The sequence below is a fragment of the Cryobacterium sp. TMT1-2-1 genome, from assembly GCF_004403955.1.
In the GTDB taxonomy this organism is placed as follows: domain Bacteria; phylum Actinomycetota; class Actinomycetes; order Actinomycetales; family Microbacteriaceae; genus Cryobacterium; species Cryobacterium psychrotolerans.
On sequence record NZ_SOHC01000029.1, the window covers coordinates 1 to 12,636 of the forward strand.

The 12,636-nt window shown below is 68.4% G+C and carries 11 protein-coding genes and 1 pseudogene; 2 read left to right on the forward strand and 10 right to left on the reverse strand.

All coding sequences use genetic code 11. The features are described from left to right. The 3 genes from E3T33_RS04975 to pdhA all read right to left on the reverse strand — a co-directional run. Window positions 1-411, reverse strand: a 411-nt coding sequence (locus E3T33_RS04975) for a biotin/lipoyl-containing protein (RefSeq protein ID WP_347233192.1), incomplete at its 3' end; no start/stop codon positions are given. A 2-nt stretch (window positions 412-413) separates the two neighbouring features. Beyond that, a complete protein-coding gene (locus E3T33_RS04980) occupies window positions 414-1,427 on the reverse strand; it encodes an alpha-ketoacid dehydrogenase subunit beta (RefSeq protein ID WP_092323971.1) in 1,014 nt (337 codons plus the stop codon). 29 nt (window positions 1,428-1,456) lie between these two features. Beyond that, entirely contained in the window at window positions 1,457-2,554 is a 1,098-nt protein-coding gene (gene pdhA, locus E3T33_RS04985) for a pyruvate dehydrogenase (acetyl-transferring) E1 component subunit alpha (RefSeq protein ID WP_256332743.1), read from the reverse strand. Between the two features lie 132 nt (window positions 2,555-2,686). Between pdhA and E3T33_RS04990 the strand changes: the two genes are divergently transcribed. Next, entirely contained in the window at window positions 2,687-3,154 is a 468-nt protein-coding gene (locus E3T33_RS04990) for an Lrp/AsnC family transcriptional regulator (RefSeq protein WP_092323895.1), read from the forward strand. Window positions 3,155-3,166: 12 nt separating this feature from the next. Here the strand turns inward: E3T33_RS04990 and E3T33_RS04995 are convergent, their stop codons facing one another. From E3T33_RS04995 to E3T33_RS05020, 6 genes and pseudogenes are all read right to left on the reverse strand, one after another. Continuing rightward, window positions 3,167-4,849 (reverse strand): SulP family inorganic anion transporter, encoded by a 1,683-nt coding sequence (locus E3T33_RS04995; RefSeq protein WP_092323893.1) that lies wholly within the window; start codon window positions 4,847-4,849, stop codon window positions 3,167-3,169. Continuing rightward, complete coding sequence (locus E3T33_RS05000; protein ID WP_092323892.1) at window positions 4,846-5,190, reverse strand: metalloregulator ArsR/SmtB family transcription factor; 345 nt, start codon at window positions 5,188-5,190, stop codon at window positions 4,846-4,848. Before E3T33_RS05000 ends, E3T33_RS04995 begins: the two co-directional genes overlap by 4 nt. Before the next feature lie 112 nt (window positions 5,191-5,302). Then, entirely contained in the window at window positions 5,303-6,205 is a 903-nt protein-coding gene (locus E3T33_RS05005) for an SGNH/GDSL hydrolase family protein (protein WP_134574898.1), read from the reverse strand. A gap of 164 nt (window positions 6,206-6,369) precedes the next feature. Beyond that, the gene (locus E3T33_RS05010; protein ID WP_134574899.1) at window positions 6,370-8,646 is read right to left on the reverse strand and encodes a polyribonucleotide nucleotidyltransferase; all 2,277 of its coding nucleotides are present in this window, start codon (window positions 8,644-8,646) and stop codon (window positions 6,370-6,372) included. A 350-nt stretch (window positions 8,647-8,996) separates the two neighbouring features. Next, window positions 8,997-9,104: pseudogene (locus E3T33_RS05015) on the reverse strand (NADPH-dependent FMN reductase); the annotation flags it as partial. 47 nt (window positions 9,105-9,151) lie between these two features. After that, window positions 9,152-10,306, reverse strand: a complete 1,155-nt coding sequence (locus tag E3T33_RS05020; protein ID WP_092323885.1) for an LLM class flavin-dependent oxidoreductase — start codon at window positions 10,304-10,306, stop codon at window positions 9,152-9,154. 103 nt (window positions 10,307-10,409) lie between these two features. On the opposite strand from E3T33_RS05020, the gene E3T33_RS05025 reads away from it, so the two are divergent. Further along, window positions 10,410-12,101: an alpha-glucosidase gene (locus tag E3T33_RS05025; RefSeq protein WP_134574900.1), complete on the forward strand. Its 1,692-nt coding sequence runs from the start codon at window positions 10,410-10,412 to the stop codon at window positions 12,099-12,101. A 16-nt stretch (window positions 12,102-12,117) separates the two neighbouring features. On the opposite strand, the gene E3T33_RS05030 is transcribed toward E3T33_RS05025, so the two are convergent. Continuing rightward, a complete protein-coding gene (locus tag E3T33_RS05030; RefSeq protein ID WP_134574901.1) occupies window positions 12,118-12,558 on the reverse strand; it encodes a VanZ family protein in 441 nt (146 codons plus the stop codon). Window positions 12,559-12,636 lie beyond the last annotated feature (78 nt).

Genomic DNA, 12,636 nt, shown 5'->3' on the forward strand with positions numbered 1-12,636 from the left:
GGCACCGCGGCGCGCGCGCCGCTGTGGGCGTCCGCCGCGTTCGACCGACGCGCCGTAGCCGACGAGCACGGCCTCACGCTCCTGCGCCGGCTCGGCCGGGGCGGCGACACCGGCAGGGACACCGGCAGGGACATCCGTCCCGGCAGTCGGCGCGGCAGCGGCCGGCTCGGCGCCTTCAACGTCGAACGACACGATCGCCTCGCCGACCTGCACGACGACACCGGTCGGCTGGTGCAGCGTGGAAACGGTGCCCGCGAACGGAGACGGGAGCTCGACCACGGCCTTGGCCGTCTCCACGTCGGCGATGTGCTGATTGAGGGTGACCGTGTCGCCAGGGGCGATGTGCCAGGCCACGATCTCCGACTCTGTGAGTCCTTCACCGAGGTCGGGCAGCTTGAAAACCTTGATCACGTTCAGCGTCCCATCACGCGGTCGACGCCGGCGAGCATGCGGTCGAGGTCTGGCAGGTGGTGGCTCTCGAGCTTCGCGGGCGGGTACGGAATGTCCCAGCCGGTGACGCGCACCGGGGCGGCCTCGAGATAGTTGAAGCAGCGTTCGGTGATGCTGGCGATGATCTCGCCGCCGATGCCGCCGGAGCGGACCGCCTCGTGGGTGACGACGAGCCGTCCGGTCTTGCGAACGGATGCCTCCACCGTCGCGTAGTCGACCGGCGCAAGCGAGCGGAGGTCGATGACCTCGACCGAGACGCCTTCGTCGGCGGCTGCGAGGGCGGCATCCCGGGCGGTGGGCACCAGCGGGCCGTAGGTCACGAGCGTGACATCCGTGCCCGGCGCGACAATGACCGCCTTCTCCATCGATTCGCCGAGCACCGGGGAAACCTCACCCTTGACGTGGTACCGGCGCTTTGGCTCGAAGTAGAGCACCGGGTCGTCCAATGAGATGGCCTGGCGGAGCATGCTGTAGGCATCCTGGGGGTTGGACACGGAGATCACGCGGAGCCCGGAGGTATGGGTGAAGTAGGCCTCGGGCGACTCGGAGTGGTGCTCGGCGGCGCCGATGCCCCCGCCGAACGGCACCCGGATCGTGATCGGCATCTTCACCGCTCCCTGGGTGCGGTAGTGCAGCTTGGCGACCTGGCTGACGATCTGGTCGAAGCCCGGGTAGATGAAGCCGTCGAACTGGATTTCGCAGACCGGACGGTAGCCGCGGTAGGCGAGGCCGACGGCGGTGCCGATGATGGCGGATTCGGCCAGCGGGGTATCGATCACGCGATTCGCGCCGAACTCGGCGAGCAGCCCGTCGGTGACCCGGAAAACGCCGCCGAGAGCGCCGATGTCCTCACCGAGCAGCACCACCTTGGGGTCGTCCAGCATCGACTGGCGGAGCGCCGCGGTGATGGATTTGGCCAGCGTCAGGGTCGTCGGCGTTGCCAGGGCGGTCGTCGTCTTCACGGCGCTCGTCGTCATCGAGTCCTGAGTCTTCAGCGTTGTCATGCTCATGAGCTGCTCCCGTCCGCGGCGTCGAAGCTCGCGAGGTAGTCGGCGTATTCGGCGCGCTGGCCGTCCAGCGTGGCGTTCGGCGTCGAGTAGACGTGGTCGAAGACCGTGAGCGGCGCGGGGTCGGGCATCCCGATGCAGCCGGCGCGGAGTTCCGCGGCGACGGCATCCGCCTTCGCCTGCGTCTTCGCCTCCAGCTCGGGCGTGAAGAGGCCCATCGAGTCGAGCAGGCGCTGCAGGCGCAGGATCGGGTCCTTCGCCTTCCACGCCTCGAGCTCGGCGGTCTCGCGGTACTTGGTGGGGTCATCCGCGGTGGTGTGCGGGCCCATCCGGTAGGTGACGGCCTCGATGAAGGTGGGTCCCCCGCCGTTGCGTGCCCGGTCGAGGGCGATGCGGGTCGCTGCCATCACCGCGAGCACGTCGTTGCCGTCGACCCGGATGCTGGGGATGCCGAACCCGGGAGCGCGGTCGGCGATGTTGCGGTGGGCCTGCAGGGCGACCGGCTCGGAGATGGCCCACTGGTTGTTCTGGCAGAAGAAGATCACCGGAACCTGGAAGCTGGCGGCGAAGACCATGGCCTCGTTGACGTCGCCCTCGCTCGTGGCGCCGTCGCCGAAGTAGGTGATCGCGGCGGAGTCGGAGCCGTCGAACTTGGCGCCCATCGCCCAGCCGGTGGCGTGGAGCGTCTGCGCGCCGATGATGATCGCCGGGGTCGCCATGCCGATCTCGAACGGGTTCCAGCCTGACTGCGCGGAGCCGCGCCACACCCGGAGGATGTCGGTGTAGTCGACGCCGCGGCAGTACGCGACCGCGTTCTCGCGGTAGCTGGAGAAGACGAAGTCGTCGCTGCGGAGTGAGCGGGCCGAGCCGATCTGCGCGGCTTCCTGGCCGAGGAGCGGCGGCCACAGGCCGAGCTCGCCCTGGCGCTGGAGCGCGGTGGCTTCGGTGTCGATGCGGCGAACGACGATCATGTCTTCGTACATCGCCGCCAGTTGTTCGCCGGTGACGTCGGCGACCCACGGGTCGTAGTCGACCATGGCCGACCGGACACCGCCGGGAGTGAGTAATTGCACGAAATCTGCGGGGAAATCAACCAAAGTACCGCTCCTAGCGTCCTTGCTAAAGTTGACCCGAGCCTAGAGTCATGCGGCACAAAGCACAACTCCATTCGAATCCATTGTGCATACTGCCCTATCCAGCGCGCGAGCCGCGTGCTAACGTCTTGCACTATGCACAGCCTGGACAAAACCGACACGCAGCTTCTTGCCGCTCTCTGCGACGACCCGAACAGCACCTTCGTGGCTCTCGCGCAGAAGCTGGGCCTTTCCCGCAATACCGTGCAGGCGAGGATGGCCAGGCTCGAGGACTCCAACGCGTTCCTGAGCTTCGACCGTCGCATCAATCCGGTGGTCCTCGGCTTCCAGCTGACGGCGTTCATCACCGTGCATGTGCAACAGAAAAGGCTGTCCCAGATCGTGGTCGACCTCGCCCTGATCCCGGAGATCGTGCAGGCCCACGGCATGAGCGGGCCGGCTGACCTCCTCGTGCGGGTGGTCTGCCGGGACGCCGACGACCTGTTCCGCATCGACGGCACGATTCTCGCCTGCGACGGCGTCGAGCGCACCGAGACGTCGCTCGCCATGGGCGAACTGATCCCGTACCGGATCACACCGATTCTCGAGGACAACGGCGCCTGAGCCGCGCACCCCTCAGCCGGCGGTGCGTGGCTTCCGGGCCGGCGGAATCAGCGTGCGGGCGTAGCGAATCGCGTCGGGGGTGCCGGCGAAGACCCGCCCCAGCTCACGCAGGTGCGGCGCGACGCCGAGTCGCCTGAGCACCGCCCGGTGCTCGTCGGTGACGCCGGAGACGAGCACCACGATCCCCTTGGCCTCCAGGCGCGTGATCACGTCATCGAGCATCAGGCCTCCGGTCGCGTCGAGGGTGGTGACCCGGCTCATCCGGAGGATCACCACAGACACGGCGCTCACCTCTGTGAGCTCGAGCAGGAAGCGGTGCGCCGCGCCGAAGAACAGCGGTCCGTCGAACCGGTAGGCGACGATGTGCTCGGCGAGAAGTTCGCGTTCCTCTGCGCTGTGGTCCGCGGTGTCCAGCGGCACCCGCTCGACCCGGGCGCTGCGGGCAACCTCTCGCAGGGCGAGCAGCGCCGCCGCCGCGAGCCCCACCACGACCGCGGTGACCAGGTCGATGGCGACGGTGACACCGAATGTGACCACGAGCACGACGGCGTCACCGCGGGTGGCCCTCATGATGGCGCGGATCGCGCCGAGCTGCACCATCTGGATGGTCGTGGCCAGCAGCACACCGGCCAGGGCGGCCAGCGGCACGTAGCCCACGAGCGACCCCGCGACCAGCACGACCACGAGCAGCACGACCGAGTGCGAGATCGCGGCGAGCCGGGACCGGGCGCCGCTGCGCACGTTGACGGCCGTTCGGGCGATGGCGGCCGTGGCCGGCACTCCGCCGAAGAACGGCACGACGAGGTTGGCGATCCCCTGCCCGAACAGCTCGCGGTCGGGGTTGTGCCGCTCCCCCACGCTCATCCCGTCGGCTACGGTTGCGCTCAGCAGGCTCTCCAGGGCCGCCAGGGCTGCGATCGCCAGCGCCGAGGGCAGCAGAACGGCGAGCATGGCCGGGTCGAAGAAGTCGGCGGCCGGGGCGGTCAGCGCGCTCGGCAGCGCGCCGATGACCGGGAGGTCGGACCGGCCGTAGGCAGCGATCACCGTCACGATCACCACGGCGAGCAGCGAAAGCGGAAGCGACGGGCGCCACCGGGCGCCGGCCAGGATGACCCCGGCCACGCCGAGGGTGATGAGCGGGGCGACCGGGTCCGGCGCCTGCATGAAGCGTACGACCGCGTCCCACGCGAGGGCCCAGACCTTCTCCTCGTCTCCCGGTTCCACGCCCAGCATGTTGGGCACCTGCTGCAGCGCGATGACCACAGCGATGCCGGCGGTGAAGCCCTCCACCAGAGAGGCGGGCAGGTAGCGCACGTATCGGCCGATGCCGCTGAGGGCCAGGACGAGCAGGATGACGCCGGCCATGAGCGTCACCTCGAGCACGCCGGACACCCCGAACTGGTGCACCACGGGCACGAGCACGACCGTCATCGCCCCGGTCGGACCGGAGACCTGGATGTTGCTGCCGCCGAACACCGCGGCGAGGATGCCGGCGATGACCGCCGTCGTGAGGCCCGCCGTCGCCCCCAGCCCGGAAGCGACCCCGAAGGCCAGGGCGAGGGGCAGGGCGACGATGGCGACGGTGAGCCCGGCGAGCAGGTCGCGCCCGGGCGAGCGGCGCATCAGGGTGAAGTCGGCGCGCTGCGGCAAGAGCCCCCGCGCGAAGGCCAGTCCGTGCAGCGCCTTCGTCTTCATCGTGCGTCCTTTTCCATCGTGCGCAGCAGGGCGTGCGAGTCCTGCAGGTTGGCGACGAGCATCCGCTTGGCAACCTCGAGCAGGTCGATCATGTCCCGGTCGCGCAGCGCGTAAAAGATGGTGTTGCCCTCTCGCCGGGTCGTCACGACACCCGCGCGGCGCAGCACGCCGAGCTGCTGCGACAGGCTCGACAGCTCGGAGCCAAGCGCATCGGCCAGGCTGCCGACGGAGCGTTCGCCGCCGACGAGCTGCTCGAGCACCTGGACTCGCAACGGGTGGCCCAGGGCCTTGAAGAGCTCGGCCTTCAGCTGAGCAACGGGAAGTTCGGTGGAGAGCACCATCTGACTATATCGCTAAGTTACATTTTCTTTACATAGATTCGCCCGGGTGCCCGGGTCCGGGAAGCGCAAGGGAGCGCTCGCAGCCTCGCGGCCACGAGCGCTCCCGACGCCGTCAGCGGCGCAGCACGCCGTCGCCCACGAGTGCCCGGTAGTAGCCGAAGGTGTTGCCCAGCGCGTTCGGGTGGAAGTTGCTCGGCGCCAGCAGGTTCGCCGGGTTGAACGCGATGTAGGGCACGGCAGACCCAATGCCGTGGCCGGCGAATTCCTGGGTCGCGTCGATGTAGCGGATCCGGTCGACGCCGGCCGGTTCGGGAATGGCGGTGACGGCCAGATTGATCGCGCTGTTCAGGCCCGCGGTGCCCTGGTTGACCAGGTCACCCAGGGGCGACACTCCCGGCTGGAACAACAGCGGATAGTTCAGCACGGCGACGCGGGCATTCGGCAGGGTCGCCGCGATGTAGCCGTAGGTCTGCGCGAGGCCGGTCACGAAGGCCGGGCTGGACAGGGTGGCCCCGCTCGTCTGCACGGCCAGTCCGCAGGGCACACTCGCCGGGTCCGGGGCGCAGGCCTGCAGGATCGCGGTGGATCCGGCATCGATGCCGCCGACCGTGATCGTGACCAGCGTCGTCGTGGCGCTCACCCCGGCCAGCTGGGCCGGGATGTCGGCCATGCGCGCCCCGGAGCAGGCCTTGTTCGCGCTCAGGCGGTACGGGCTGAGCAGGGAGCTGATCACCGGGTAGCTCTTGTACCGGCTGCGCTGGCAGGTCGCGTCGGAGTACGGCGGGGCACCCTGGCCGGAGGTGAACGAGTCGCCGAGGGCGACATAGCCGAGCGGCGCGGAGAGCGCGAGGCCGGCCCGGGTCGCATTCGAGCTCGCGACGGGCCCGGTGGGGGCGGACAGGGACGGGGCGGCGGTGGCCGGGGCTGCAACGACGCCGACGACCAGGGCGACGCTCAGAAGGGAGAGGGCGCCGAGGCGCGACAGGGAACGCGTGCGATTCTGAGAATTTGTCATGCTGCAGGTTATTGCCCGTCCGGCGACGCCGACTAGGGCGGGCTCTGGCCCCAGTTCGGGGGTGGCGATCGCCCGGCAGGCGAAAGGGCCCGCCCTGCCGAAGCAGGACGGGCCCTCCGTCTCACCGATCTACCTGGCGAGAGGTGATCGGGAGAACTACCAGACTACGCTTCGGTCGGAGCCTCGGCGTTCGCGGACTCGGCCGACTCGGCCGACTCCTCGAGAACCGGTGCGAGCGACAGCTTGCCCCGGTCGTCAATCTTGGTGATCTCAACGAGGACCTTCTGGCCCACGCCGAGCACGTCTTCGACGTTCTCGACCCGCTTGCCACCGGCGAGCTTGCGCACCTCGGAGATGTGCAGCAGGCCGTCCTTGCCCGGGAGCAGCGAGACGAAGGCGCCGAATGCGGCGATCTTCACGACAGTTCCGAGGAACTGCTCGCCAACCTCGGGGTTGGTCGGGTTCGCGACGGCGTTGACCATGGCGCGGGCGGCCTCGGCCGAGGGACCGTCGACGGCGCCGATGTACACGGTTCCGTCTTCCTCGATCGAGATGTCGGCTCCGGTCTCGTCCTGGATCGAGTTGATCATCTTGCCCTTCGGGCCGATCAGCTCGCCGATCTTGTCGACCGGGATCTGGACCGAGATCACGCGGGGCGCGGTCGGGGCCATCTCGTCGGGCTTGTCGATCGCGGCGTTCAGCACGGCGAGGATCGTGGTGCGAGCATCCTTGGCCTGGGTGAGCGCTCCGGCCAGGACCGACGCGGGGATGCCGTCGAGCTTGGTGTCGAGCTGGATCGCGGTGACGAACTCGCTCGTGCCGGCGACCTTGAAGTCCATGTCGCCGAGTGCGTCTTCGGCGCCGAGGATGTCGGTCAGGGCCGCGTAGCGGGTCTTGCCGTCAACGGTGTCGGAGATGAGGCCCATGGCGATGCCGGCAACGGGCGCGCGCAGCGGCACACCGGCGTTGAGCATCGACAGGGTCGAGGCGCAGACGGAACCCATCGAGGTGGAACCGTTGGAGCTGAGCGCCTCGGAGACCTGACGGATGGCGTACGGGAACTCCTCGCGCGTGGGCAGCACGGGGACCAGGGCGCGCTCGGCGAGTGCTCCGTGGCCGATCTCGCGGCGCTTCGGCGTTCCGACCCGGCCGGTTTCACCGGTCGAGTAGGGCGGGAAGTTGTAGTTGTGCATGTAGCGCTTCTTGGTGACCGGGCTCAGGGAGTCGATCGTCTGCTCGAGCTTGAGCATGTTCAGCGTGGTGACACCCAGGATCTGGGTCTCGCCGCGCTGGAAGATCGCCGAACCGTGCACGCGCGGGATGACAGCCACCTCGGCGTCGAGCGGGCGGATGTCGGCGAGGCCGCGACCGTCCATGCGCACGCCCTCGTTGAGGACGCGGGTGCGGACAACCTTCTTCGTGACGGACTTGTACGCCGCTGAGACCTGGCCGAGCGCACCGGCGGGAAGTTCACCAGCGTCGATCCTGGCCGCGATGGCGTCCTTGACACGAGCCTTGAGTGCGTCATCCGCATCCTGGCGTTCGACCTTGCCGGCGATCTTGTACACGTCGCCCAGCTCGGCCTCGGCCAGGGCCGCGACGGCGTCGTAGGTCTCCGGCTGGTAGGGCGGGAAGACCTGGTAGTTGCCGGTCGGCTTGGCAGCGGATGCCGCGACCTTCTGCTGGGCCTCGATGAGCTTCTTGATGAAGGGCTTGGATGCCTCGATGCCCTCGGCGATGACCTCTTCGTTCGGCTTGATGGCGCCGCCCTTGATGAGGTCCCACGAGTTGTCGGTGGCTTCGGCCTCGATCATCATGATCGCGACGTCCTGGCCGCCATCGGCATCCGTGACGACGCGACCGGCAACGACCATGCTGAACACGGCGTCGGCGATCTGCGAGTACTTCGGGAAGGCAACCCACTGGCCGGAGCCGTTCTCATCGGGGATGAGGGCGACGCGAACGCCACCGATCGGTCCGGAGAAGGGGAGGCCGGCGAGCTGCGTCGACATGGACGCGGCGTTGATCGCGAGCACGTCGTAGTACTCGTCCGGCGCGATGGCCAGAACGGTCACGACGACCTGGATCTCGTTGCGGAGGCCGTCGACGAACGACGGGCGCAGCGGCCGGTCGATCAGGCGGCAGGTGAGGATCGCCTCGGTCGACGGGCGACCTTCGCGACGGAAGAAGCTGCCCGGGATGCGGCCGGCAGCGTACATACGCTCCTCGACATCGATGGTCAGCGGGAAGAAGTCGAAGTTTTCCTTCGGCTGCTTGCTCGCGCTCGTGGCGGAGAGAAGCATGGTTTCTTCGTCGATGTATGCGGCGGCAGAACCCTGCGCCTGCTGGGCGAGACGCCCGGTTTCAAAACGGATGGTGCGCTTGCCGTACTTGCCGTTATCGATAACGGTTTCAGCGAACGTGATTTCTGGACCCTCCATGTGGGGGTTCTCTCCTTTGTTTAGACTCGCATGCCCGTGTGGCGCGCGAGTGGGACAAGGAGCAGGGAACAGGCAGGACGAAGTCGTGCGCAGTGAGCGCCGACTCGTGCTGGCCACCAGTAGAAATTCACCACCACGCCGTTCGTGTGAACCGCGGTTGGGAAACCACCACCGAGGACCAGCTTCCTGCCAGCCTGCTCCAATTGCTCGGCCATCCGAGAATGGCCGTCCCAATTCTAACAGCCCCGCCCCCAAATACCCCCTTCCCCCCTCCGCGAAACCGCAGTTGTGCGCGCTAAAACGACGTTTTAGCGCGCACAACTGCGGTTTCGCGGGTTAGACGGCACGCCCACGGAATGCAGGTAGGTGAACATCGGCCGCAGCGCGTGGTCCAGCGCCAGCGAGTGGCGCGCCGTGCCGGCGGTCGCCCCGATCAGCACCGGCATGTCGGTGAGGGACTTGGCTCAGCCCGGCGGACACCACGGCAAGTCGGCGGGTCGTCATCTCAGGCCCCCTTCGGGTTCGACGCGGCGAGGCCGGGGGCACCGGCCGGGCTCGACTTCAGGACGGTCTCCGCGATCGCCCGCGCCTCGGCGGCGGCCGTGAGGGAGGCGTGCGTCGGGGCATCCGGCACGGTCGCCGGGCGCATCTTCGCGAACTCGGCTCGGAGCACGGGCACGACTTCCTCGCCGAGGAGGTCGAGCTGTTCGAGCACGACCTTCAGGGGCAGGCCCGCGTGGTCCATCAGCCAGAGCTGGCGCTGGTAGTCGCCCACGTAATCGCGGAAGCCGAGCGTGCGGTCGATGATCTCCTGCGGGCTGCCGACGGTCAGCGGAGTCTGCTCGGTGAACTCCTCCAGGCTCGGGCCGTGGCCGTAGACCGGGGCGTTGTTGAAGTACGGGCGGAACTCATTGACGGCGTCCTGCGAGTTCTTGCGCATGAACACCTGCCCGCCGAGTCCGACGATGGCCTGCGCGGCGGTCCCGTGGCCGTAGTGCTCGAAGCGCTGGCGGTAGTACCCCACCATCTTCGCGGTGTGCGAGGCGGGCCAGAAGATGTGGTTCGAGAAGAGGCCGTCGCCGTAGAAGGCGGCCTGCTCGGCGATCTCCGGGGTGCGGATGCTGCCGTGCCAGACGAAGGGCGGCACGCCGTCGAGCGGACGCGGCGTCGACTGGAAGCCCTGCAGGGGGGTGCGGAACTGGCCCGACCAGTCCACGGAGTCCTCGCGCCAGAGCCGGCGCAGCAGCGCATAGTGCTCGAGGGCCAGCGGGATGCCCTGGCGGATGTCCTGGCCGAACCAGGGGTAGACCGGGCCCGTGTTGCCGCGGCCCAGCATCAGGTCGACCCGGCCTTCGGCGAGGTGCTGCAGCATGGCGTAGTCCTCGGCGATCTTGACCGGGTCGTTGGTCGTGATCAGCGTGGTCGCCGTGGACAACACGATCCGCTCGGTCTGCGCGGCGATGTAGCCGAGGAGGGTGGTCGGCGAGGAGGGCACGAAGGGCGGGTTGTGGTGCTCGCCGGTGGCGAAGACGTCGAGCCCGACCTCTTCGACCTTCCTGGCGATGGTGACCATGGCCTTGATGCGCTCGTGTTCGGTCGGGGTCCGACCGGTCGTGGGGTCGGTGGTGATGTCCCCGACGGTGAAGATTCCGAACTGCATTTCCAGCCTCTCAATCTCAATGCGTTTGCATGGATATTCTAGCCAACGACCGACCGAGTGATCTTATTCCGTCGCGCCCGTGATCGCGTGACAGGATTGGCCAATGACGGATGCCCCGGACCTCGATCCTGCCTTCGCCACGGTCCCCGCTCCTGCCCCGTGGTGGACGCAGGCCGTGGTGTACCAGGTGTACCCGCGCAGTTTCGCGGACTCGGACGGCGACGGGATCGGCGATCTGGGCGGCATCCGGTCGAAGCTCGATTACCTGGCCGAGCTCGGCGTCGACGCGGTCTGGCTCTCCCCGGTCTACCCGTCGCCGCAGCACGACAACGGCTACGACATCCGTGACTACCAGGACATCGACCCGGTGTTCGGCAGCCTCGCGGAGTTCGACGCGCTGCTGGCCGAGGCTCACGAGCGCGGCATCAAGATCGTGATGGACCTCGTCGTCAACCACACGAGCGACGAACACGCCTGGTTCGAGGAGTCTCGCTCCTCGCGGACGAGCCCCCGGCGCGACTGGTACTGGTGGCGGCCGGCCGCAGCCGACGGCGGACCGCCCAACGGCTGGCGCAGCGCCTTCAGCGGCCCGGCCTGGACCCTCGACGGGGCCACCGGCGAGTACTACCTGCACCTGTTCGCCCGGCAGCAGCCCGACCTCAACTGGGAGAACCGCGAGGTGCGCCAGGCCGTCTACGCGATGATGAACTGGTGGCTCGACCGCGGGGTCGACGGCTTCCGGATGGACGTGATCAACTACATCGCCAAGCAGATCGAGCTCGTCGACGGACCCCACCCGAGCCTGGACGGCGGCTCCCCGATGGGGCCGCAGATCCACGACTACCTGCAGGAGATGCACCGCGAGGTCTTCGCCGGGCGAGCGGGCGAGCACCTCACGGTCGGAGAGATGCCCGGTGTGAGCGTCAGCGACGCCGTGCTGTTCACCGACCCGGCCCGGGCTGAGGTCGACATGATCTTCCAGTTCGAACACGTGTCGCTCGATCAGGGAGACCACAAGTTCCTGGCGCTGCCGCGCAGCCTGCCCGCGCTGAAGAAGAGCCTCTCCCGCTGGCAGGACGGCCTGGCCGAAACCGGCTGGAACAGCCTCTACCTCAACAACCACGACCAGCCCCGGCTGGTGTCGCGGTTCGGCAACGACGCCGAATACCGGTACGAATCCGCCACGCTCTGGGCGCTCGTGCTGCACCTGCACCGCGGAACGCCCTACATCTACCAGGGCGAGGAAATCGGTATGACCAACGTGCGCTTCGATTCCATCGACGACTACCGCGACATCGAGTCGCTCAACCACTTCCGCGAGGCCGTGCAGGAGTTCGACCAGTCGCCCGCCGCGGTGCTGGCAGGGGTGCACACCATGGGCCGGGACAACGCCCGAACGCCGATGCAGTGGGACGCGTCCGACAACGCCGGCTTCACCTCCGGAATACCGTGGATCGCGGCGAACCCGAATTATCCCGAGATCAACACGGTCGCCGACCGGGCCGGCCAGCGGAGCATTTTCCGCTTCTACCAGCGCCTGATCGCGCTGCGCCACGGGAGCCCGGTCGTGGCGCTCGGCGCGTTCTCGATGCTCGAGCCGGAGCACGACCAGCTCTACGCGTTCACCCGCACGCTCGGCGACGAGGCGCTCCTCGTTGTTGCCAACGCCTCGGATGCGCCCCTGGCCGGGCCGCTCCCGGTCGATGTCACGGGCGGCGAACTGGTGCTCGGCAACTACGCCGACGCCGCGGGAAGCGGGCTGCGGCCCTGGGAGGCACGGCTCTACCGGCTGTGACGGCTTGTCGCGATCCTTACACGCGTGCACGGTCGGGCGGGCGACGCACGACCTGCCAGGCCGTGATGACGAGGGCGAACACAACCCCGAGCACGGCGCCGGCGCCGTTCGCGATGAGGTCGCGAACGTCGGGGTATCGGGTCGGCAGGAACTGTTGGGTGAACTCGATGGAGCAGGTGAGCACGACGCCGATGACGATGGCGAGCCACCAGAGCCGGCGCCCGAAGAGCAGGAGCAGGAACACCCCGATCGGGATGAAAATACCGATGTTGGCCGCGAATTCGACCCGCCCATAGGTGATCCAGTCGGTCGAGTCGTGCCGGGCGAAGAACCCCAGCGCGCGGAGCAGCCAGCCGTTGTTTGCGCTGTCGAGCGGCTGCGGTCCGAGGGTCACCCAGCCAACGAACGCCAGGTAGGCGAGCGTGACCAGGGACAGGACGGGATGGCGATGCAGCATCCCCCCATCGTGCCCGATCGCGCCTGGATGTCCACCCCGCGGCGCGCCTCAGCCGCGGCCTCTCGCCCTCGCCCCGGG